Raw genomic sequence first — 21515 nt, 5'->3', positions numbered from 1 at the left:
GCAGTTCATTTCCTGCGGAATTGAAGGCGTCCCGTGCCGGGCGTGCAAAAGTAAAGGCCGGTCTGCCGGCCAAGACCCGAAATTCGGTCCTAGCCATTGTACGCAGACCGGCCGCCCGCTCACGGACGCCGGCGGCTCTCAAGCCGCCGCCGGCGCCCTGCGGGGAGGATTTCAGTCCTCGAGGTCAACCTCGCGGACCATGTCAGCGCCGATCCCGGCCTTGATCGCGTCAAGGACCTGCTGGGGAACGGAGCTGTCGATGGTCAGCAGGGCGAGCACCTGGCCGCCTTCTGCCTGGCGTGCCACCTGCATACCGGCGATGTTGATGTTGTTCATGCCCAGGATGTGGCCGATGGTGCCGATCACGCCGGGGCGGTCCGAGTAGGCCACCACCACGAGGTGCTCGCTGATCGGGATCTCCACCTCGTAGCCGTTGACGCCCACGAGCTTCTGGATCTGCTTCGGGCCTGTGAGGGTTCCCGCGACGGAGATCTGGCTGCCGTCGCTGAGGGCACCGCGCAGGGTCAGCACGTTGCGGTAGGACTCGGTGTCCGGCGTCGTGATGAGCCGGACGTTGATGCCGCGCTGTTCGGCGATCACCGGGGCGTTGACGTAGGAGACCTGCTCGGTCACGACGTCGGCGAAAATCCCCTTGAGGGCCGCGAGTTCCAGGACCTTGACGTCGAGGGAGGAGATCTCGCCGGCCACCTCGATGTCGAACTGCGTGAGGGAGGCGTGGGTCAGCGCGGTGAAGATCCGGCCGAGCTTTTCGATCAGCGGGATGCCGGGGCGGACGTCCTCGGCAATGACACCGCCGGCGACGTTGACGGCGTCCGGGACCAGTTCGCCGGCCAGCGCGAGGCGGACGGACTTGGCGACGGAGACTCCGGCCTTCTCCTGGGCCTCGTCGGTGGAGGCGCCCAGGTGCGGGGTCACCACGACGTTGTCGAGCTTGAAGAAGGGCAGGTCGGTGCTGGGCTCCTTGTTGAAGACGTCGACGCCGGCACCGGCGATGTCACCGGCCTGGAGCGCGGTGTAGAGGGCTTCCTCGTCCACCAGGCCGCCGCGGGCGACGTTGACGACGTAGGCCGTGCTCTTCATCTTCTTGAAGGCGTCGGCGCCGAGCATGCCGACGGTCTCCGGAGTCTTGGGCATGTGGATGGTGATGAAGTCCGACTGCGCGAGGAGCTCATCGAGGGTCACCAGCTGGACGCCGAGCTGGGCGGCCCGGGCGGAGGTGATGTAGGGGTCGTACGCGAGGATCTTGGTGTCGAAGCCCTTCAGGCGGGCGGCCACCAGGGCGCCGATCCGGCCGAGGCCGATGATGCCGATCTTCTTTTCGAAGAGTTCGATGCCGGTGTACTTGGAGCGTTTCCACTCCCCGTCCTTGAGCGCGGAGCTGGCCTGCGGAATGTGGCGGGCGAGGCTCAGGATGTGCCCGACCGTCAGTTCGGCGGCGGAGACGATGTTGGAGGTCGGCGCGTTGACCACCATGACGCCGGCCTGCGTGGCGGCCTTGATGTCCACGTTGTCCAGGCCCACGCCCGCGCGGGCGATCACCTTGAGGTTCTTGGCGGCGGCGATGGCTTCGGCGTCCACCTGGGTGGCGGAGCGGACCAGGATCGCGTCGACGTCGGCGATCGCGGAGAGCAGCTGGGAACGGTCGGAGCCGTCAGTCTGGCGGATTTCAAAGTCCGGGCCGAGGGCCTCGACTGTGGCGGGTGAAAGTTCCTCAGCGAGGAGTACGACAGGTTTGGTGCTTGTCACCGGTGACCTCTTTAGCTCTCTTGTGTATCTGGTGGGGATTTTGGTGAATCAGGTGGTGCTGGTGAGACGGGTGGTGCTGGACAGCAGGGAAGCCGGACCCCCAGGAAAAAGGTGTCCGGCTCCCCTGCCGGGCAATATTTAGCGGGCCGCGGTTTAGCGGGCTGCTGAACCTTCGACGTAGTCCGCGTCCTGCTGCTGCCAGGCGAACAGGGACCGCAGTTCGCGGCCCACGGCCTCGATCGGGTGCTGCTCGGCCTTGGCACGCAGCGCCTTGAACTCGGGAGCGCCGGCGTCCTGGTCGTCGATGAAGCGCTTGGCGAAGGCGCCGTCCTGGATGTCCTTCAGGACTGCCTTCATGTTCTCCTTCACCTCGGGGGTGATGACGCGCGGGCCGGAGACGTAGTCGCCGTACTCTGCGGTGTCCGAGACGCTCCAACGCTGCTTGGCGATGCCGCCTTCCCACATGAGGTCAACGATGAGCTTGAGCTCGTGAAGCACCTCGAAGTAAGCGATCTGCGGCTGGTAGCCGGCCTCGGTCAGTGTCTCGAAGCCGTACTGGACCAACTGGGACACGCCGCCGCAGAGGACAGCCTGCTCGCCGAAGAGGTCCGTTTCGGTCTCTTCGGTGAAGGTGGTCTTGATGACGCCGGCGCGGGTGCCGCCAATGGCCTTGGCGTAGGACTTGGCCAGCTCCCAGGCGGAACCGGTGGCGTCCTGCTCAACGGCGATGATGTCCGGGATGCCGCGGCCGGCTTCGAACTCGCGGCGCACGGTGTGGCCGGGAGCCTTCGGGGCGATCAGGATGACGTCAACGCCCTCCGGTGCCTTGATGTAGCCGAAGCGGATGTTGAAGCCGTGGGCGAAGGCGAGGGCCTTGCCCGGGGTCAGCTTGTCCTTGATGGAGTCGTTGTAGATCGAGCGCTGGTACTGGTCCGGCGCCAGGATCATGATGACGTCGGCCCATTCGGCGGCGTCTGCGACGTTCTTGACCGTGAAGCCTGCGTCCTCGGCCTTGGCGATGGACTTCGAGCCTTCCTTGAGCGCGATGGCAACCTCGACGCCGGAATCGCGCAGGTTCAGCGCGTGGGCGTGGCCCTGGGAGCCGTAGCCGACAATGGCAACCTTGCGACCCTGGATGATCGACAGGTCTGCGTCGTCGTCGTAGAACATTTCAGTCACTTGCGTAACTCCTCTTGAGTGGTTTTTCGATGTTGTCTGTGGTGCTGCGGTTTGGGACGCAACGCTCGGCCAGGCAGTTGCCTGCGCCGTTACTTGCCTATGCGCTGCGTAAGGCCCTGTCACTCATGGAGCGGGATCCCCGCCCAACGGCCAAGGTGCCGGACTGCACGATTTCGCGGATGCCGAAGGGCTCAAGCACTGACAGGAGTGCCGTGAGCTTCTCGGGGTGGCCCGTTGCTTCAATGACCACCGACTCTGTGGAGACGTCGACCACTGAAGCGCGGAACAGGTCTGCAGCCTGGGTGACCTGCAGGCGTGTTGCGGCATCCGCACGTACCTTGACCAGGATGTGGTCGCGCTGTACGGAAGATTCTGAGGTGAGCTCGACGATCTTGATCACGTTGACCAGCTTGTTCAGCTGCTTAGTGACCTGTTCGATCAGCTCGCCGTCGGCGTCGACCACGACGGTCATCCGGGACATGCCCGGGACCTCGGTGGGGCCGACGGCCAGGGAATTGATGTTGAAGGCCCGGCGGGCGAAGAGGCTGGCGACGCGGGTCAGCACACCGGGCTTGTCTTCGACCAGAACGGACAATGTGTGGCGGGTCATGTTCAGTCCTCCTCTTCCCATTCCGGGGTCATGTTGCGGGCAACCTGGATCTGGTCGTTGCTGACCCCCGAGGGGACCATCGGCCACACCATCGAGTTGGGGCTCACGACGAAGTCGATGACCACGGGGCGGTCATTGATCTCCAGGGCCTTCTGGATGGTGGCGTCGATGTCCTCGTCGCGTTCGCAGCGGAAGGCAGCGCAGCCGTAGGCGTCCGCCAGCTTGACGAAGTCCGGAATGCGGATCGTGTCATGGCCGGTGTTGAGGTCGGTGTTGGAGTAGCGGCCCTCGTAGAAGAGGGTCTGCCACTGCCGGACCATGCCCAGCGAGGAGTTGTTGATGATGGCAACCTTGATCGGGATCTTGTTGATCGCGCAGGTGGCCAGTTCCTGGTTGGTCATCTGGAAGCAGCCGTCGCCGTCGATCGCCCAGACCACGCGGTCGGGTTCACCCACCTTGGCGCCCATGGCCGCCGGCACGGCGTAGCCCATGGTGCCGGCGCCGCCGGAGTTCAGCCAGGCGTGCGGGCGTTCGTACTTAATGAACTGCGAGGCCCACATCTGGTGCTGTCCGACGCCGGCGACGTACACACCCTCGGGTCCGGTCAGGGCACCGATGCGTTCGATCACGCGTTGCGGGGCGCTGAGGCCGTCCTCGGGTTCGGTCCAGCCGAGCGGGTAGGTTTCCTTGAGGTTGTTCAGGAATGCCCACCAGTTGGTCAGATCCGGGGTGCCGAAGGCTTCGAACTGCGTGCGCAGGGCCTCGCTCAGTTCCGGAATGATCTCCTTGACCGAGCCAACGATCGGGACGTCGGCCGTGCGGTTCTTGGAGATCTCCGCCGGATCGATGTCGGCGTGGATGACCTTGGCGTTCGGGGCGAAGGACTTCAGGACGCCGGTCACCCGGTCATCGAACCGTGCGCCGAGGGTGATGAGGAGGTCGGACTGCTGCAGGGCGGTCACGGCGGAAACGGTGCCGTGCATGCCCGGCATGCCAACGTGCTGCGGGTGCGAGTCCGGGAACACGCCGCGGGCCATCAGGGTGGTCACGACGGGTGCGCCGGTCAGCTCGGCCAGTTCGCGCAGCTCGGCCGAGGCGTGGGCCTTGACCACACCGCCGCCGACATAGAGCACGGGCTTGCTGGCGGCGGTGATGAGCCGGGCGGCCTCGCGGACCTGCTTGCTGTGGCCGCGCAGCACCGGCCGGTAGCCCGGCAGATCGATCTTGGGCGGCCAGGAGAACGTCATCTGGCCCTGCTGGGCGTCCTTGGCGACATCGACGAGGACGGGTCCCGGGCGCCCGGTGGAGGCCAGGTGGAAGGCCTCGGCCATGACGTGCGGGATGTCGTTGGGGTCGGTGACCAGGAAGGAGTGCTTCGTGATCGGCATGGTGATCCCGACGATGTCCGCTTCCTGGAATGCGTCGGTGCCGATCACCCCGCTGGACACCTGGCCAGTGATGGCCACCATCGGCACGGAGTCCATGTGGGCATCCATGATGGCGGTGACGAGGTTGGTGGCACCCGGGCCAGAGGTGGCGATGCAGACGCCAACCCGTCCGGTGACCATGGCGTAGCCTTGCGCGGCGTGGCCGGCTCCCTGTTCGTGACGGACCAGAACGTGGTTCATTTTGGAGGCCATCAAGGGGTCATAGGTGGGCAGGATCGCGCCACCGGGCAAACCGAAAATGTCCTGGACGCCGAGTTCTTCGAGCGAGCGGACAATTGCTTGCGAACCGGTCATAACGGTCGGGGGTACGACGTTGTTCGGTCCGAGGACAGGAGAGACGGCAGCAGTGTCGACGCCGGCGTCAGCCGGACGTTCGACGCGATCCGGAGCCTTGTGGGCTCCAGCGGACTTTGTGGCCATCAGCGAGGGGCTGATCGGCGATCCTTTGCTCATCGGACTCTTCCTTTGTGGATCTTCGGTGATCGTGGAACTTCTTGGGTCTTGCGTGGTGCTGGTGCTGCGGGAAATAAAAAAACCCCTCAGCCGAGTGGCTCTTCGAGGGGTTGCGCGTGACGGTTCGTTACCAGTCGGGCTAGTCAGCCACGCGCTTGGTAAGTACGACGACGGATGCACCGGCGGTAACGATCTCGATCATGCGTTCAGTTTTCCCTCTGAGTGAGACAAGTGTCAACGAGCCGGGCACCTGTCTCACTATTTGGACAACGCTGTCCACTGGATGAACGCCACCCCAACTAGCTCGCAGTTATTGGCCGTTATGCCCGCTCATAACGGCCACAGGTGCGAGCTAGTTGGGTTTAGCTGTTCAGCGTGCGCTACCCGCAGTAGGCGCCGGTGGAGGCGCTGTGGACGAGCTTGGCGTACTTCGCGAGGACGCCCTTGGTGAACTTGGCCGGCAGGGGTTCCCAGCCGACCTTGCGGGACTCGAGCTCGGCCTCGTCGACCAGGAGGTCGAAGGTGCGGGCCGCGATGTCCACCCGGATCCGGTCGCCGTCCTTGACGAACGCGATCGGGCCGCCGTCGACGGCTTCCGGTGCGACGTGGCCGATGCACAGGCCCGTGGTGCCGCCGGAGAAGCGGCCGTCGGTGAGCAGCAGGACGTCCTTGCCCAGGCCCGCACCCTTGATGGCGCCGGTGATGGCGAGCATCTCGCGCATGCCGGGGCCGCCCTTGGGTCCCTCGTAGCGGATGACGACGACGTCGCCCTTGTGGATCTCGCCCTTGTCCAGCGCGTCCAGGGCGCCCTGTTCGCGTTCGAACACGCGGGCGGTGCCTTCGAAGACGTCCGCGTCGAAGCCGGCGCTCTTGACGACGGCGCCCTCGGGGGCCATCGAGCCGTGCAGGATGGTGATGCCGCCGGTCTTGTGGATCGGGTTGTCCATGGCGCGGAGCACTTTGCCGTCCGGGTCCGGCGGGTTGATCGCGGCGAGGTTTTCCGCGACGGTCTTGCCGGTGACGGTGAGGCAGTCACCGTGCAGCAGGCCGGCGTCGAGCAGGGCCCTCATGATGACCGGCACGCCGCCGATCTTGTCGACGTCGGTCATCACGTAACGGCCGAACGGCTTGAGGTCGCCCAGGTGCGGGATCTTGTCGCCGATCCGGTTGAAGTCGTCCAGGGTCAGCTCGACCTCGGCTTCGCGGGCGATGGCGAGCAGGTGCAGCACGGCGTTGGTGGACCCGCCGAAGGCCATGGTGACGGCGATCGCGTTCTCGAAGGCCTTCTTGGTCATGATGTCCCGGGCGGTGATGCCCAGGCGCAGGAGGTTGACCACGGCTTCGCCGGACTTGTGCGCGAATGCGTCGCGGCGGCGGTCCGCGGAGGGCGGCGCGGCCGAGCCGGGCAGGGACATGCCCAGGGCCTCACCGATGCACGCCATGGTGTTCGCGGTGTACATGCCGCCGCAGGCGCCTTCGCCCGGGCAGATGGCCTTTTCGATGCGGTCCAGGTCCTCGCGGCTCATCTTCCCGGCGGCGCAGGCACCGACGGCCTCGAACGCGTCGATCAGGGTGACTTCCTTCTCGGAGCCGTCCTCGAGCTTGACCCAGCCGGGCATGATCGAGCCGGCGTAGAGGAACACGGCTGCGAGGTCCAGGCGGGCCGCGGCCATCAGCATGCCGGGCAGGGACTTGTCGCACCCGGCCAGCAGGACGGAGCCGTCGATCCGCTCGGCCTGCATGACGGTCTCGACGGAGTCGGCAATGACTTCGCGGGAGACGAGGGAGAAGTGCATGCCCTCATGCCCCATGGAGATGCCGTCAGAGACGGAAATGGTGCCGAACTGCATCGGGAACCCGCCGCCGGCGTGCACGCCTTCCTTGGCGCCCTGGGCGAGCCGGTTCAAAGAAAGGTTGCAGGGAGTGATCTCGTTCCACGAACTCGCCACACCGATCTGGGGCTTGGCGAAATCGTCATCGCCCATGCCGACCGCCCGGAACATACCGCGCGCGGGCGCGGCGTGGATTCCATCGGTAACGACCCGGCTGCGGGGCTTGATGTCCGGCTTGGTGTCTGCTGCTGTTTGGGTGTCCTGACTCATGGCTCAAAGTCTAGGGGTCTGCCCCGGACCCCAACGACCCCATGAGGGAGCGTTAAGCGGAAAACCGGGAATATTTCGATCAAATAGTGGACTCTCATCTCACATGATGAAATCCGCGGCCGCTTGGCCGCGAATTCGGTGAGCCGCGTCACGCTGTTGCGGAGCTTCGGCGACAGCTTGGGCCTCGGCCTTCAGCATCGCCAGGACCTGCTGGATGGTGGTCCGGGCCGCGACGTCGGGACGGGCGAGGGCAACAATGCTGCGGTTGGCCTTTACGCCTTCGAGCGGGCGCAGGACGAATCCGCGGTCCTGGTTGCTGACAGCCGTGTACCGCGGCAGCAGGCTCAGCCCGTGGCCGGCGCTGACAAGGGCTTCGAGCACACGCAGATCGGGGAACTGCTGGGCGCGGACAGCCTGCGAGCCGGCCCGCAGCTCAATCTGGCGCAGCACGGTGTCGAAGGGAAAGCCCTCGGGAACGCCCATCCAGGGGAAGCCGACGACGTCCTCGGCGCACAGCGTGGCCTTAGCGGCCAGCGCGTGCCCCGCGGGCAGGGCCACGTCCAGGGGTTCCTCCAGCAACGGCACCACGGCCAGGCCCTGGCCGCCGAAGACTTCGGGACCGTCGACGCTGTGGGCCAGGACGATGTCGTAGTCCGCGGTCAGCCCGGCGAACCCGGCAACGCCGGGATCCTCGAAGTGCGCTTCGAAGCGGAGGCCCTCGATGGCCTTGACCCGGTGCAGGAGGCCCGGGAGGAACATCTCCGCGGCGCTGGGAAAAAAGGCCGCCACAACCCGCGTCTGCCAGCCCCGCCGGTAGGTGTCGATGGTTGCCTCGGCCCGTGCCATGGCGGTGGACACCTCGGCAGCAGCGCCTGCCATGGCCAGGCCAGCCTCGGTGAGCCGCACTCCCCTGCCGGACTTCTCCACCAGGACCACGCCCAGTTCTTCCTGCAGGGTTTTGAGCTGTTGAGACACAGCCGACGGCGTCACGTTCATGGCCTCGGCGGTGGCGCCTACCGTGCCGCGGTCGGCGAGTTCGCGCAGAATCCGCAGTCGCTTGAAATCCATGAGGCGAGGCTACACGGCGGGCCTTGCTCGTTTTCGGTTTCCGGCCAGCTCGCGGGGCCGCCCGTGCCCTCGCGGCAGGCGGCCGTGTCGGCCCCGGGAAGGGTGGACAGCCGGCTTGGCCCGGACGTACCGTCAAGCATCGGCAACCGTGCCTCATGGACTGAATCTCATGGACTGAATATGGACTGAAAGGCTCTGCTATGGACTGGATAGTCTGGCTCGTCGTCATCATCGTGGTGGTCGCTGTGGTCTGGGCCGTGCTCAACCGCAATAAGAGCCGCCCGGGCGCAGGTTCCGCCTCCGCCGGAACCACCAGCACCGGCAGCTCTTCCGGCACGGCGGCCGGTTCGACGGCGGCGGGTTCGACGGCGGCGCCAGCGCCAGAAGCGATGCAAACACCTGAGGCGCCCTCGGCGGCGATGCCGCCGGCCGAGATGGCTGCACCGGAGACCCCTGCGCCGCAGGCCACTGCAGAGAAGATGACCCCCGCTCCCGAACCGGCAGCGCCCCCGACGATCGAACCGGCCGCGGGCGCAGCCACGGCCGCGGCAGGCGCGCCGGAAGCCGCCGGCGTTGCGGACAGCACCGAGTGGGAGACCCAGTGGTCCGAGACCGCCGCACCGGCCGATGCGCATGCGGCCACGACCCACCACGAACCGGCCCACGCTGCGCACGTTCCAGGAGTTGCCGCCGAACCGGCGGCTGCTGCCGGGCCTCCGGTGCACCATCCCGAATACACCGAGCCCCACTCGCCGACCCTGCCCGGAGCTGAGACGGCAGCCGCGGAGGCAGCCGACAATGAAGGCGCCAACGTCAGTGCCGGGAGCGCTGCCCCTGGTGTTGCGAATGCCACCGGCGCCGCCGCCGCAGCGATGCCCGAGTCGCCCGGCCCCGCTACAGGAGCAGCACCAGCGGCAGCGCCCCTTGCCGACATGGAGACCACGCAGATGGCCGCCTCGTCCGCGGCAACGGAGGCTTCCGCAAGCCACACGACCGAGCCCACGGGCCACCTCGCTACTGACCAGCCCTACGGCGAGGGATCGGCGGCCCCGGCGGCCGACGGCAGCGGACCGGAAGGCTTCACCGTCAAGGGCAACGCATTGTCGATGACCTACTACGAAGACTCCAGCCCGGCCTACGAAGAAGCCCGGGCGGAAGTATGGTTCGTCTCCGCAGCACACGCCGAAGCCGCCGGATTCCGGCCGCCCCGCCGGACGCGCCAGTAGCAGCCGGCCCGGTTCCTACAACTTTCGCCTTGCTGCTCCGCCATGTCGTGGTCAGGGCAACAGCCCTCGCCGTTGCCCTGTTTGTCTCAAGCGCCTGCACCGGCGGCGGTGCCTCCTCTCCCACGCCCCCGCAAGGGGGCGGCCCTGCCACGGGCGCGCCGGGGACGGCGGGTGAGCCCACGGTGGCGGAGCGGATTGACGGCCTGCAGTTGCCGTGGTCCACGGTCTACCTGCCGGACGGCACCGCCGTCGTCTCCGAACGCGACTCCGCCCTGCTACGGACCATCAACGGCGGACAGCTGGGCACCCTCGGCAAGGTGCCCGGCGTCGTACCCGGCGGCGAAGGCGGCCTCCTGGGCCTTGCCCTGTCCCCTGACTTCGCGACGGACCACTACCTTTACGCATATTTCACCGCGGCCCAAGACAACAGAATCGTCCGCATGCGGCTCGAGGACCGCGGCGGGCGGTGGGAACTGGGCGCCCCGGAGACTGTTTTCACGGGGATTCCGAAGGCTGGCACGCACAATGGCGGACGGATCCGTTTCGGTCCCGACGGCTTTCTGTATGTGGGAACCGGCGATTCGCAGCGCCGGGAGCAGCCGCAGGACAGCAGGGCCCTCGGCGGGAAGATCCTCCGGCTCACCGCCGATGGCCGGCCGGCGCCCGGAAACCCTTTCGGCGAGAACCCGGTCTACAGCCTGGGCCACCGGAACGTGCAAGGACTCGCCTGGGACAGCGCGGGCAGGCTGTGGGCCAGCGAATTCGGCCCCGATGTCAACGACGAGCTCAACCTAATCGTGCCCGGCGGCAACTACGGCTGGCCGGACGTGACGGGCGCCCCGCACCGCACCGGCTTCCTCGACGCCAAAGTCGTGTGGCCGTCGACGGCGGATTCCTCGCCCAGCGGGCTCGAAATTGTCGGCAACACCGCCTACCTGGGCGCCCTGCGCGGGCAAAGGCTGTGGGCCGTTCCCCTCAAGGGCGAATTCGCCCGCGATCCTGTGAGCTATTTCACAGGAAAGTACGGTCGGATCCGGAACGTTTCACTCGCCCCCGACGGCCGCCTGTGGCTCCTCAGCAACGGCGAAAACCCTGATTTTGCGCTGATTTTGAACCTTCACGCCTAGCGCGACTCCTCCCCCGCGCCTCGATTTCACACCGCGGCCAAACTCGTGTAGAGTTTCATGTCGTTGCGGAGAACAACGGGGAAAGAAAAAGCCCCGATGAACAAGAACAACAGATGCACCTCTAGCTCAACTGGCAGAGCAATTGACTCTTAATCAATGGGTTCCGGGTTCGAGTCCCGGGGGGTGCACCACAGAGAAACCCCGTCTTCGCAGGCTTAGCGGCCTGCAGGGCGGGGTTTCTTCTTGCCATAATTCCTCCGAGGCGATATTCACGGGCTAGTTATTTGCGCCAAGGTGTCCCGATCTTTCGTCCGCCGCGCGGTTGCGAGTCACAGGGCAGCTCAACAGGTAACACCTACCTCGGTGAGGGCGTCAAGGCGCGCTTTGTCATTCCTCCGGACATGGGTGACGCTCCAGACGAACAACTGGCAGAGACGAACGTTACTTCTTCCGACACGCCGGGTGCCGGGAAGGCCCCTGAACAGGGCTGATAGGCTCCTCCTTTGGAGTCAGGGGACTCTGGCCACTTATCGGACTATCCCAAGGATCAGCTCCCATGGACTACAGCGTCGCCCGAGCACGGGCACGGACTGCGGAAGACAGCCTGCGGCTACAGGAACCAGTCTCCATGCGCTCCATCCAGGCCCACCTGGAGTCCGCCAGGGGGCGCCGGATCGTCATCAAGCCCATCGACAACACACCCACGGACAAGGTCTGCGGCCTGTGGTTCGGACTGGACGACCTGGATCTCATCCTCCACGCCAAGGCGGCATCGGAGGTGCACCGCCAGCAGATCGTGCTGCACGAGTTCGCCCACATGATCCTCCGCCACGAGCAGGAGGACCTCTCGCACGACTACGCCAAGACCTTCTTCCCGGACCTCGGCCCGGAGCGCGTCGTCTCGGCCCTGAAGCGCACCGATTTCTTCAATGAGCTCGAGGTAACTGCCGAACTCCTTGCCGACCGGCTGGCCTCCCGCATCCGCCGCTCCTACCGGCAGCCGGACGCGGAGCCGGGCAACTTCGGGGCGGTCTTCGGATGATGCAGTTCCTCATGGCCGCGGCACTCTTCCTCTTGGCCGGGGCCCGCATTCCCGCCCTGCTTCGCAACCGCACCGATCTGGTGTTCTCCTGCGCCGTGTACGGAGCCATGGGCTCTTTGCTCATGTCCCCGATTGTCTATGTCCCCGTCGACACAGCCCTGGGCGGGATGAACCTGGTCAAACTGATCCTGAACTCCCTGATGATTATTTCCCTCTGGTATCTGCGCCTCGCCGCATACGCGGCCATCGCCCCGGAAGCCGGCGGTCGCCGGTCCTGGTGGACACGCACCCTGCCTCTGACGCTCACGCTGACCCTGCAAACCGCGTTCTTCATCCTCACAGGGCCCACCATCACGACCCCCGCCTGGGGCATCTACGAGGACCGCTTCCCAGCCCTCCTGTTCTCGCTGATGCTCACCCTCTTCATCTGTTCGATGAGCGCGGAAATTGCCGTGATCTGCTTCCGCTACGTCCCGCGTATGAGCCGCTCGTTCCGAGTCGGCTTCTCCATGCTGGGCGCCGGCTGCATCATGGGTTTCCTGGTGATGGCCGAGATGTGTCTCTCCCTGCTGGCCCGACACCTGACATTCCTGGCCATACTGGTCAGGCCTGATTTCCCGTACCATCAGCTGGAGCTGGCCGCGACCGTCCTGGCCGGCGCCGGACTCACGATCCCGGCGGTTGCCGGCAGGGGCGCCCGCAAAAAGCTCCACCGCTGGAACACCGAAACCCTCGCGCGCGTCGAGACCATCTGGGCCAAAGCGTTGCAGAACACTTCTCTTGACCGGACCCTTGAGGCCGACCCCCAGGCGCCGGTACAGGACCGGCTGCACCGGATGGTTGTCGAAATCCGGGACGCTGAACTCGCTGCGGGCACTTCGGCGACCTTCCTGACCGCGGAGGAGCGCAGCTACCTGCTCTCGGTCGAAGCAAAGCTCCACGTCGCCCCTGCCCTGGCATAACCTGCGGCAGCTACAGAAAGCTCCCCTGTACCTCCTGACGCACCCGACCCGCCGAACACGCCCGAGCGGTACGGACATGTACGGGATCTACCGGTCGGGGCCTTCGCCAGCCGTATCCCCACCCGGCTTCGCCGGTTCACCCCGACCATCCTGGCGCTGATGATGGACAAACCCGAGGTCGCTGTTGCCCTGGGCCTGAAACCTGCCCCGGCAGTGCTGCGCGTACCGTTCAACGCGGTGCTGCGGTTCCGCTCCCTCAAGGCCAGGCGGCGCCCCTTGCCAACCGAGCCCATATTTGTGCCGGGAAGGATGAACGTCGTGGCCTACCCGGACGGATACACCCTGGACCAGATCGGCCCCTGGGGGAAATCAGCCAACGTCTGAGGCTCGGGGCAGCCCGGGCCCGAGCCGCTTCCGCTGACCGGTTAGCCCTTGATGCCATCCGGTGCGGGATCACCCGTCTTCGCAGGCTCAGGGGCCCGCGGGGCCGGGTTTTCTTTTTTGTCCGCTAAGCTTCCCTCATTTCGCGGCCGGCAGGGTCGTTCCCGCCCGGTCGCCGACGGCGCCGTCGGCGGTGATGCCGAAGACCTGCAGGAGGACGTCCTTGTCGCGCTGGATGTCGGTGACCGTGACGGACCGGGCCGACTTGTAAGCGCGGCCGGCCGGGAACCCGTTCACGGCCACACCCCAGGAGTCAGCCGTCGGGTCGTTCGATTCCCACGTGACCTTCACCTGGGTGCCGTCGGCGGAGACGACCTCGGCCTTGACGTTGGTCGGCGGGACCGGGCGGACGCCCCCGGGTCCCGGGCCCGTGCCGACGTGGACCGGGGTCTTCAGGATGTTGGCGCTGCCGAGCGGGTTAGAGACCCGCAGGATCATCACGCCTTCGAACGGCCGGGCGTAGACGTGCTTGAGGATCGGCGACCGGGTGGTCGTGTCGTAGGTGCCGTCCCCGTCCAGGTCCCACTCGTACTGGCCGATGACGCCCTCGGAGGATGAGGCGTCGAAGTTGATCTCCTGGCCGGGCCTGGCCCAGTAGGCGTTGATCGGCAGTCTAGCTACGACGTCGACCCGGCTGCCGCCCAGGGGCATCGTGTTGACCTGCAGGGCCCCGCCGGCGGCCTGGCTGGGTTGGGCCTGGCTGGGTTGGGCTTGCCCCGTTGGTCCCTGGCTCGCAGACGCCTGGCTGGCGGGTGCGGAGCTGCTCGGTGCCGTTGCCGGGACCTTGGACTCCGACGGCGGGCTCACGGCAGGTGTTGCCTGTCCCGGCTCGTGTGCGCAGCCTGTGGCCAGCATCAGTAATGCCACCGCGGTGGTCCAGCAAATTGCCCGGCACAGCCCCATAAAATCCCCCATTGACCGATCCTGCCACGGGTAAACGCCTACGGATAGATCAAGACGCCAGCAGGAAGCGTCGTTCTACCGCGACACTCACCGGGCCGAGGTTCCGTGCCGGCAGGAGGTGGAACCCTACGATGGGGAGGATGAACTCCATCCGGAAGGCCTGTCGCATAGCCGCCGTGGTTCTCGTGCTCGCGGCGTCGCCGCTCCTCCTGGCGCGGCCCGCAGTGGCGGCTCCCTGCACGCCTGCCGGCCTCATCCCCGTGAAGATCTGCCCCGCCGCGCCGACGCCGGGCCCGCCGTCCGCTCCCCCGGGTTCCGGTTCGACACCGCCGAGCACCCCGGCACCGTCGACGTCGGCCGCCGCGCCGTCCCCAACGCCACCCGCGCCACCGTCACAAGGACAGACGGCCCGGCCCGCACAGGTCCCGGCGCCCCCGACGCCCGGCCCGGTTCCATCCGCCGGTCAGGGCGCCGCCGGTCAATCGGCCACGGGGGCCGTTCCGGCCCCGGTCACGGCTGACACATCCGGGACTCCGGCATCGGGCGCCGGCCACGGGACCGTGCCCTCACCCGCCACGCCACTGGGCAGCCCTGCCGGACAGGATGTTCCCGGACCTGACGGGCAGAGCGGCCTCACCGGCGGTGCTCTGTTGGCGCTAGGCGGGCTCCTCCTGGGCTCTTCGGCAGCGATTGGCCTCCGCCGGCCAGGCCGGTCCTAAAGAGGCCGTCGAACCGTCACAGCGAACTGTGGCGGTTCGGCGGCCGCTTGAATGACATCCTGTTGTCTTAGACCTTCTCGCGGGACCGGTCTACGACGTGTTCCGGCTCCTCGACGGTGAATTCCTTGGTGCGGCGGGGGAAGGCCCAGAACTTGAATTCCTTTGCCTCCGGCCGGGGCTCCCGGCGTTCCCCGGATTCCCGTGCGGCATCCTTCCTGGTATCACGCCCGAAATCCTTGTAGTTCGAATAGCACATCACTGGCCTCCTTCATGGTGATTGCCCCTTAATCGTCCTCCCGATCCGTTGGCACGTCGAGACTCTCGCTACCACCGCCGCCCCGATGTACGCTCAGTCTCAGTAACAGAGATCGCCCGCGCACCGGAAAAGGATGAACAGCCATGACCGTCCCGCCCAGCACGTCAACCCCCGGTCCTGGCTGGTATCCGGACCCTGCCGGATCGGGCCGGCTTCAATGGTGGAACGGTACGGCGTGGACCGGGCAATTCAACGCACCGCAGTTCCAGGGCCAGACCCCGCGACCGGTAGAACCCCGGAGACGCATCAGTGACCGGACACCTGTCTACAACGCGTACGTCTGGACGATCGTGGCCCTGCCGCTCGTGCCGCTCATTCTGCTGATGTTCTGGAACCCGGCGATCCGGTTGCGGACCGTCGGTGCACGGCAGGTCCAGACCGTTGATCCGGCGTCGATCTTTACAACGCCGTACTTCCTGCTGGTGGCCAGCGGCTTCCTGGTGTACGGCGTCTCCGCCCTCCTGGCCTATCTGGACTGGGACAAGCTGCGCAAGGACGGCGTTGTCAGGCCGTTTCACTGGGCGTGGGTATTCCTCAGCAGGGAGGTCTACGTCATCGGCCGTTCCGTGATTGTCCACGAGGTGGCGCCGCGGCGCGGGCTCGCCCCGGTGTGGGCCACGATCGGCGTAACGGTCCTCGCGGTGGTGCTGGTCGGCTTCAAGATGTCCTCGCTTGTGGCCACCCTGGCGAACCAGGCGGCGTCGATCTAGGCAGCGTAGACGTAGGCAGCGTAGACATAGGCTGCGTCCGGGACAGGTGCCTAGCTTTCATCTCCTGTCCGGATGATCAGGAGCGGACACCGGGCGTGGTGAGCCAGCTGGGAGGACACGGAGCCCAGCAGCATCCCCGTAAACCCGCCCAAGCCACGGGAACCGACAATCAGCAGGTCCGCTTCGCGCGACGCCTCCACAAGAGCGGCCGCCGCATTGCCCTCGACAAGACGCCCGGTGACCGGAACCCCCTGATCGGCCACGCGCTCAAGTTCGTCGTTGAGGATTGTCTGTGCGTCGCGCTCGAAGCCGGCGTAGTCCCAGGCCTGGCCCGCGGCATCCGTGACGTAGGGGTAGTGCCACGAAGCCAGGACAATCACTTGTCCGTTCCTGAGCTTTGCCTCCTGGATGCCCCAATCGAGGGCTGCTTGGGACTCTGTGGAGCCGTCGACCCCTACGACGACCACGAACGGACTGCTGATAGCCATACCATTTCCTCCGACCCGGTTGAGGCTCTCTGGTTGGCACCATCATCCTCTCGCGGCCCGCGTCCGGACATCCCCCAAACAGCATGGGAAGCAGGGACTTTAGTCCCTGTCGAGAGCCCGAAACCGCGCGTTGACTGGGAAGGTGCTCCGGGCAACGATCCCGGAACGACACCGGTCCCGCAGACCCGGACCGCAGACCCCCGGCCAAGTTCCCGGGCGGAAAACTCCAGTGTTTATCATGTCGACTCCCCGATTCCCTGTCTGGGATCGCGTCCAGAGACGCGGGCTCCCGCCGACGCCAGGCCGGCCTTGCGTGGGCCGTGCGTCGGCGGGAGAAATGGGGGCGTCGATCCCCTCTAAGGATCAAGGTAATGAACAAGGCTATTCGCATCATCGGAACAACTGCTGTCACGGCGGCATTGGGTTTGGGCGCCAGCGCCCTGCCCGCCAGCGCCGCTGTGACTACTTCCAACATCTCTTGGAATCAATCTTCGTTCGAACACCGGCACCAGATGCGGGACAACCACCAGCACGATACCAATAACGGCTGGTGGGACGGTGAGGACCGGTGGCATGACAACGGCGACGGGTGGGGCTGGCGTGACGACAACGGCAATTGGCGTGACGACAACGACCACAATGGCTCGTGGACCGGCCACGACGGCTGCCGGCATGACAAGGACGGATTCTGGGACCATAACGGAAACCGGCACGACAACAACAACAACAGGCACGACAACAACAACAGGCACAACGACAACAAGCACAAGGACAACAAGCACCACCCCCACACAATCTGGTGACCGGGCGCCGCTAAGGGCCTGGGGATAGGACTGAGCAAGACGGCGGGAATTCTCCCGCCGTCTTGCTCATCTTCGTCTTCCGTGCGGGGTGGCTAGTTCAGCGGGGTGGCATTCGCCGCGAGACCAGGCTCCGAGGCGACGGCAGGATCCGCGGCAGTGACAATGGCCTTGACCTCGGCAGACGTGGACTTGGTGGCCAGCACCCGCACCACCGCTTGAAGCTCCTGGCGCAACACGTCCGGGTCAATCGGCGTCGCGGCGAGCACTGAGCGCTCCATGTCCGCGGCGGCGGTAACGGCCTCGCGGCCTTGGTCTGTCAGCGACACCACCTGGCTGCGCCGGTCCGAGGCGCTGCGCTGCCGCGAAATGTGGCCGTGCGCTTCCAACCGGCTCAGCGTCTTGCCCATGGTCTGGGCCTGGACCCGCACCAGCTGGGCTAGTTGGGCTTGCGTCATCGGCCCGTTCGCCGAGAGCACCTCCATGGCGATCACCCCGGCATGGGTCAGGCCAATGGCCCCCAATTTTTCGTTCCAGGAGTGTTCTACGAGACGTGCTGCCGTGGACAATAGGCGGCCCGTGGGCCAGCGATCCATATCAGGCATACCCAAGAGTATAGCGAGCAGCGGATTCGTCGGGGGCCATTCCGCTCACTACGCTGGATAATCACGCCACTTAATCCCGCACTTCGCCAAGGAGACACCCGTGCCTGAACGACTCATTCCCGGTGCTGCAGCACCGGACTTCACCCTCAAGAACGCCGAAGGACAGGAAGTCAGCCTCCGCGACTTCCGGGGCCGGAGCACCGTCATCTACTTCTACCCGGCGGCCTCCACCCCGGGATGCACCAAACAGGCCTGCGACTTCAGGGATTCCCTCGCCTCACTGCAGCAGGCAGGCTATGACGTGGTGGGCATCTCCCCCGACCCGGTCGGAAAGCTCGCAAAATTCGCCGCCGCCGAGGGGCTGACGTTCCCGCTTCTCTCCGACGAAGACCACGCCGTCGCGGAGGCCTATGCGGCCTGGGGCGAGAAGAAGAACTACGGCAAGACCTACCAGGGCCTCATCCGCTCCACAATCGTTGTCGATCCCGACGGCACCGTGACGATCGCGCAGTACAACGTCCGGGCCACCGGGCATGTCGCGAAACTCCGCCGGGACCTGAAGCTCGACGCCGAATAGGTACAATGGAGCCTGACGTCCGCCGCCGGGGTTCTTCCCCCCGGACGACGACGGCGCCGCGCGCGAGTGGTGAAATTGGCAGACACGCAGGATTTAGGTTCCTGTGCCTTCGGGCGTGGGGGTTCAAGTCCCCCCTTGCGCACACAGAGAGAACCCCGGTCTTCGGACCGGGGTTCTCGTCGTTTACAGCGGATTTTCCGGGGATTCCCCGGGGTTGAAAAAGAATTTCAACCCCTCACCCATCCGCGTCCTCCGAGCAGCCGAATACCCATTGAGACACCAACCAAGGGTCGGTGCCCAACAGTCGGGAAAGGGCCGCAGCGGCTAAGTTCGCCGCCGGCAACCATCGGCACAACAAAGGAGAAACCGAAATGCAGACCATCAAGCGCACCACGTTCGCCGTTGCAGGTATCGCAGCCGCCGCCATGCTCAGCCTCACTGCCTGCGGCGGATCCAGCTCCAGCGCAGCTCCTGCCTCCTCCGCACCGTCGGAAGCCAGCACGGCGCCGTCCCCGTCCATGAGCACCTCCGCCGCAGCGATGGATCCGGCCGCCAACCTCGTCGGGCCCGGCTGCGCCGCCTACGCCGCCCAGGTTCCCAGCGGTGCCGGCTCCGTCTCGGGCATGGCCCTTGACCCGGTAGCCACCGCCGCGTCCAACAACCCGGTCCTCACCACCTTGACCGCTGCCGTTTCCGGCAAGCTCAACCCCAAGGTAAACCTGGTGGACACCCTGAACGGCAGTGAATTCACCGTCTTCGCCCCGACCGATGACGCTTTCAAGAAGATCGACCCGGCCACGATCGAAGCACTCAAGACGGACGACGCCACGCTCAGCAAGATCCTGACCTACCACGTCGTTCCCGGCAAGATCACTCCGGACCAGATCGTCGGCACCCACAAGACCGTTGAGGGCGGTTCCGTCACGGTGACCGGCACCAAGGATGCCCTGAAGGTCGACGGCGCCAACGTTGTTTGCGGCGGCGTCCAGACCGCCAACGCCACTGTCTACATGGTCGACTCCGTCCTCATGCCCAAGTAAGCAGCATCCAAGCACTCCTGCCCCGGCTCCAGCCTGACTCCCTGGACCACTAGGAGAAGCGATGGCCCGCACCTCGTGGTGCGGGCCATCGCTTTTGCGGGCGCATGCGGCCCGTGACGGTGCGCCGCAAAAGATCCCGGACTCCGCCGTCAACTAGACTGGGGCTGTTCCGCAGCCGGCGGACCATCCAGCTCCCAGAGGTGATTCCTTCAGTGCCCAGCAGTAGAGTGCCCAGCAAGATAGCGCGGCGTATTGCCGCCAGCATCGGGGCCGTTCTCCTTGTGCTGCCGCTTGCCTCTTGCACCGGCGCCCTCAGCCCGGCACCCGGCTCCGCAACCTCCTCGGCCGCCTCCAGCGCCGCGCCCACCGCGCTCTTCACCTTCGGCACCGGCTCCGATCCGCTGGGGCTCGATCCCGCCCTGGTCTCCGACGTCGAGTCCTACCGCGTCACCCGGCAGGTCCTCGAAGGACTGGTCGGCGTGGACCAGACCACCGGTGAGCCCACACCGCTGCTGGCCACCGAGTGGTCCCAGAGCGATGACGGCCGCGCGTACACGTTCAAGCTGCGCGAGAAGGTCACGTTCCAGGACGGGACGCCGTTCAATGCCGCCGCCGCCTGCACCAACTTCAACCGCTGGTTCAACTTCCCCGCGGCCCTCCGCCAGCAGGCCACTGGCACCACGTTCAAGGGCGTCTTCAAGGCCCACGCCGACCAGGCGCCGCTGTCCATCTACAAGAGCTGCACCGCCGTGGCGCCGGACAGCGTAAGGATCGACCTCACCCAGCCCTTCACCGGATTTCTCCAGGCCCTCACCCTCCCGGCCTTCGCGATGTCCTCCCCGCAGGCCCTCGCTGCCGGACACGCGGACGTCCTGGACCAGAGCCGCGGCGGCCAGCCCGTGTCCGCCTACGGCCTCCACCCGGTGGGCACCGGCCCCTACTCGTTTGGTTCCTGGGACACCGGCAGCGTCACCCTGACCAGCAACAAGAACTACTGGGGGGACAAAGGTCAGATCGGGACCATCAAGTTCGTGACCTACGACAACCCGCAGACCCGGATGCAGGCTCTTCTCGACGGCAAGATCGACGCCTACGACGCCGTCACCGTGGGGAACTTCGACCAGCTGGTCAAGAGCGGCAAACAGATCATCCAGCGGGACCCCTTCTCCGTCATGTACCTGGGCATGAACCAGCAGGTTCCGATCCTGCAGAACCTCAAGGTGCGCCAGGCGATTGAAATGGCGCTGGACAAGGACACCCTGATCCGGCGGTTCTTCATCGACAACACCGCGCAGGCATCCCAGTTCGTTCCGCCCAAGCTCAGCGGCTTCAACAACAACGCCCCGTCGCTCGGCTACAACCCGGACAAGGCTAAGGAACTCCTGGCCGAGGCCGGCTACAAGGGCGAGGAACTGAAGTTCTACTACCCGCTCAACGTCACCCGGCCGTACCTGCCGACGCCGGAAAAGGTGTACGCCGAGATCAGCCGGCAACTGACCGCCGTCGGGCTCAACATCAAACCGGTGCCCGTGGACTGGACCGACGGCTACCTGCAGAAGGTCACCTCGCCCGGCGACCACGCCCTGCACCTGCTCGGCTGGAACGGCTCATACTCCGACCCCGACAACTTCGTTGGTCCGCTGTTCGGCGAGGACACCGGCGAATTCGGCTACCAGGATCCCCAGGTCTTCTCCAAGATCGCCCGGGCCCGGGGATTACCGGACGGCAAGGACCGCACGGCCGAGTACCAGACCATCAATGCGCAGATCGCGGCCACGGTGCCCGCGGTTCCCATTGCCTTCCCGATCTCGGCCCTGGCCTTGTCCGATCGGGTCCTGAAGTACCCGGCGTCCCCGGTGTTGAACGAAGTTTTCACAAAGGTCGAGCTAAAGCCTTGACGCCCGGGCCCAATTTCAGTTAGTGGGCCGTGCG

20 protein-coding genes and 2 tRNA genes are annotated in these 21515 nt (G+C 66.0%); 12 read left to right on the top strand and 10 right to left on the bottom strand.

Annotated features, from left to right (window positions below; genetic code table 11):
• Positions 1 to 171 precede the first annotated feature (171 nt).
• From serA to C9424_RS09040, 6 genes are all read right to left on the bottom strand, one after another.
• On the bottom strand, positions 172 to 1767 hold the full coding sequence (gene serA, locus C9424_RS09065; RefSeq protein WP_116766547.1) for a phosphoglycerate dehydrogenase: 1596 nt from the start codon (positions 1765 to 1767) through the stop codon (positions 172 to 174).
• Positions 1768 to 1920: 153 nt separating this feature from the next.
• Positions 1921 to 2946, bottom strand: a complete 1026-nt coding sequence (gene ilvC, locus C9424_RS09060; RefSeq protein ID WP_091253334.1) for a ketol-acid reductoisomerase — start codon at positions 2944 to 2946, stop codon at positions 1921 to 1923.
• 97 nt (positions 2947 to 3043) lie between these two features.
• Positions 3044 to 3556, bottom strand: coding sequence for an acetolactate synthase small subunit (ilvN, locus tag C9424_RS09055; protein WP_018773531.1), 513 nt, complete (start codon positions 3554 to 3556; stop codon positions 3044 to 3046).
• A 2-nt stretch (positions 3557 to 3558) separates the two neighbouring features.
• Complete coding sequence (locus tag C9424_RS09050) at positions 3559 to 5457, bottom strand: acetolactate synthase large subunit (RefSeq protein ID WP_091253335.1); 1899 nt, start codon at positions 5455 to 5457, stop codon at positions 3559 to 3561.
• A 380-nt stretch (positions 5458 to 5837) separates the two neighbouring features.
• Positions 5838 to 7559 carry a dihydroxy-acid dehydratase gene (gene ilvD / locus C9424_RS09045; protein ID WP_116766546.1) on the bottom strand — a complete coding sequence of 574 codons (1722 nt, stop codon included), beginning with the start codon at positions 7557 to 7559 and terminating at the stop codon, positions 5838 to 5840.
• Between the two features lie 99 nt (positions 7560 to 7658).
• Positions 7659 to 8627 (bottom strand): LysR family transcriptional regulator, encoded by a 969-nt coding sequence (locus C9424_RS09040; RefSeq protein WP_116766545.1) that lies wholly within the window; start codon positions 8625 to 8627, stop codon positions 7659 to 7661.
• Positions 8628 to 8827: 200 nt separating this feature from the next.
• On the opposite strand from C9424_RS09040, the gene C9424_RS21420 reads away from it, so the two are divergent.
• The 6 genes from C9424_RS21420 to C9424_RS09005 all read left to right on the top strand — a co-directional run bounded on the left by C9424_RS21420 (position 8828) and on the right by C9424_RS09005 (position 13368).
• Entirely contained in the window at positions 8828 to 9853 is a 1026-nt protein-coding gene (locus tag C9424_RS21420) for a sunset domain-containing protein (RefSeq protein ID WP_161958214.1), read from the top strand.
• A gap of 29 nt (positions 9854 to 9882) precedes the next feature.
• Complete coding sequence (locus C9424_RS09025; RefSeq protein ID WP_237563375.1) at positions 9883 to 10980, top strand: PQQ-dependent sugar dehydrogenase; 1098 nt, start codon at positions 9883 to 9885, stop codon at positions 10978 to 10980.
• 115 nt (positions 10981 to 11095) lie between these two features.
• Positions 11096 to 11171: transfer RNA gene (locus C9424_RS09020), tRNA-Lys, on the top strand.
• A 365-nt stretch (positions 11172 to 11536) separates the two neighbouring features.
• Positions 11537 to 12022, top strand: a complete 486-nt coding sequence (locus tag C9424_RS09015) for a hypothetical protein (RefSeq protein WP_116766541.1) — start codon at positions 11537 to 11539, stop codon at positions 12020 to 12022.
• The gene (locus C9424_RS09010; protein ID WP_133247499.1) at positions 12019 to 12984 is read left to right on the top strand and encodes a hypothetical protein; all 966 of its coding nucleotides are present in this window, start codon (positions 12019 to 12021) and stop codon (positions 12982 to 12984) included. The genes C9424_RS09015 and C9424_RS09010 overlap by 4 nt, the downstream gene beginning before the upstream one ends.
• 159 nt (positions 12985 to 13143) lie before the next feature.
• Complete coding sequence (locus C9424_RS09005; protein WP_133247498.1) at positions 13144 to 13368, top strand: hypothetical protein; 225 nt, start codon at positions 13144 to 13146, stop codon at positions 13366 to 13368.
• A gap of 135 nt (positions 13369 to 13503) precedes the next feature.
• On the opposite strand, the gene C9424_RS09000 is transcribed toward C9424_RS09005, so the two are convergent.
• Both C9424_RS09000 and C9424_RS08990 read right to left on the bottom strand, forming a co-directional pair.
• Positions 13504 to 14232 (bottom strand): PKD domain-containing protein, encoded by a 729-nt coding sequence (locus C9424_RS09000; protein ID WP_116766538.1) that lies wholly within the window; start codon positions 14230 to 14232, stop codon positions 13504 to 13506.
• Between the two features lie 882 nt (positions 14233 to 15114).
• Positions 15115 to 15303, bottom strand: a complete 189-nt coding sequence (locus C9424_RS08990) for a hypothetical protein (protein ID WP_116766536.1) — start codon at positions 15301 to 15303, stop codon at positions 15115 to 15117.
• A gap of 143 nt (positions 15304 to 15446) precedes the next feature.
• On the opposite strand from C9424_RS08990, the gene C9424_RS08985 reads away from it, so the two are divergent.
• Positions 15447 to 16073, top strand: a complete 627-nt coding sequence (locus C9424_RS08985) for a DUF2510 domain-containing protein (protein WP_116766535.1) — start codon at positions 15447 to 15449, stop codon at positions 16071 to 16073.
• A 50-nt stretch (positions 16074 to 16123) separates the two neighbouring features.
• Here C9424_RS08985 and C9424_RS08980 read toward each other — a convergent pair whose 3' ends face one another.
• The gene (locus C9424_RS08980; RefSeq protein ID WP_116766534.1) at positions 16124 to 16561 is read right to left on the bottom strand and encodes a universal stress protein; all 438 of its coding nucleotides are present in this window, start codon (positions 16559 to 16561) and stop codon (positions 16124 to 16126) included.
• A gap of 371 nt (positions 16562 to 16932) precedes the next feature.
• On the opposite strand from C9424_RS08980, the gene C9424_RS08975 reads away from it, so the two are divergent.
• The gene (locus C9424_RS08975) at positions 16933 to 17364 is read left to right on the top strand and encodes a hypothetical protein (protein WP_116766533.1); all 432 of its coding nucleotides are present in this window, start codon (positions 16933 to 16935) and stop codon (positions 17362 to 17364) included.
• Between the two features lie 92 nt (positions 17365 to 17456).
• On the opposite strand, the gene C9424_RS08970 is transcribed toward C9424_RS08975, so the two are convergent.
• Positions 17457 to 17966, bottom strand: a complete 510-nt coding sequence (locus C9424_RS08970) for a MarR family winged helix-turn-helix transcriptional regulator (RefSeq protein WP_237563374.1) — start codon at positions 17964 to 17966, stop codon at positions 17457 to 17459.
• A gap of 100 nt (positions 17967 to 18066) precedes the next feature.
• Between C9424_RS08970 and bcp the strand changes: the two genes are divergently transcribed.
• The 4 genes from bcp (at position 18067) to C9424_RS08950 (ending at position 21481) form a co-directional block, all read left to right on the top strand.
• Positions 18067 to 18543 carry a thioredoxin-dependent thiol peroxidase gene (gene bcp, locus C9424_RS08965; protein WP_116766532.1) on the top strand — a complete coding sequence of 159 codons (477 nt, stop codon included), beginning with the start codon at positions 18067 to 18069 and terminating at the stop codon, positions 18541 to 18543.
• A 60-nt stretch (positions 18544 to 18603) separates the two neighbouring features.
• Positions 18604 to 18685 (top strand) — tRNA-Leu (locus C9424_RS08960).
• A 229-nt stretch (positions 18686 to 18914) separates the two neighbouring features.
• Positions 18915 to 19583, top strand: a complete 669-nt coding sequence (locus tag C9424_RS08955; protein ID WP_116766531.1) for a fasciclin domain-containing protein — start codon at positions 18915 to 18917, stop codon at positions 19581 to 19583.
• 227 nt (positions 19584 to 19810) lie between these two features.
• The gene (locus C9424_RS08950; protein ID WP_237563373.1) at positions 19811 to 21481 is read left to right on the top strand and encodes an ABC transporter substrate-binding protein; all 1671 of its coding nucleotides are present in this window, start codon (positions 19811 to 19813) and stop codon (positions 21479 to 21481) included.
• Positions 21482 to 21515: the final 34 nt, after the last annotated feature.

It is taken from the genome of Arthrobacter sp. H-02-3 (assembly GCF_003097355.1).
Classification (GTDB): domain Bacteria; phylum Actinomycetota; class Actinomycetes; order Actinomycetales; family Micrococcaceae; genus Arthrobacter; species Arthrobacter humicola.
The sequence above is the reverse complement of the archived record's forward strand: the minus strand, read 5'-3'. Positions and strand labels throughout refer to the sequence as shown.

Coding starts and splice junctions, on each gene's coding strand:
- ilvN (WP_018773531.1), bottom strand. CDS start 3,556: ATGACCCGCCACACATTGTCCGTTCTGGTCGAAGACAAGCCCGGTGTG.
- C9424_RS09050 (WP_091253335.1), bottom strand. CDS start 5,457: ATGAGCAAAGGATCGCCGATCAGCCCCTCGCTGATGGCCACAAAGTCC.
- ilvD (WP_116766546.1), bottom strand. CDS start 7,559: ATGAGTCAGGACACCCAAACAGCAGCAGACACCAAGCCGGACATCAAG.
- C9424_RS09040 (WP_116766545.1), bottom strand. CDS start 8,627: ATGGATTTCAAGCGACTGCGGATTCTGCGCGAACTCGCCGACCGCGGC.
- C9424_RS21420 (WP_161958214.1), top strand. CDS start 8,828: ATGGACTGGATAGTCTGGCTCGTCGTCATCATCGTGGTGGTCGCTGTG.
- C9424_RS09015 (WP_116766541.1), top strand. CDS start 11,537: ATGGACTACAGCGTCGCCCGAGCACGGGCACGGACTGCGGAAGACAGC.
- C9424_RS09010 (WP_133247499.1), top strand. CDS start 12,019: ATGATGCAGTTCCTCATGGCCGCGGCACTCTTCCTCTTGGCCGGGGCC.
- C9424_RS09005 (WP_133247498.1), top strand. CDS start 13,144: ATGATGGACAAACCCGAGGTCGCTGTTGCCCTGGGCCTGAAACCTGCC.
- C9424_RS08990 (WP_116766536.1), bottom strand. CDS start 15,303: ATGTGCTATTCGAACTACAAGGATTTCGGGCGTGATACCAGGAAGGAT.
- C9424_RS08985 (WP_116766535.1), top strand. CDS start 15,447: ATGACCGTCCCGCCCAGCACGTCAACCCCCGGTCCTGGCTGGTATCCG.
- C9424_RS08980 (WP_116766534.1), bottom strand. CDS start 16,561: ATGGCTATCAGCAGTCCGTTCGTGGTCGTCGTAGGGGTCGACGGCTCC.
- C9424_RS08975 (WP_116766533.1), top strand. CDS start 16,933: ATGAACAAGGCTATTCGCATCATCGGAACAACTGCTGTCACGGCGGCA.
- C9424_RS08970 (WP_237563374.1), bottom strand. CDS start 17,966: ATGCCTGATATGGATCGCTGGCCCACGGGCCGCCTATTGTCCACGGCA.
- C9424_RS08955 (WP_116766531.1), top strand. CDS start 18,915: ATGCAGACCATCAAGCGCACCACGTTCGCCGTTGCAGGTATCGCAGCC.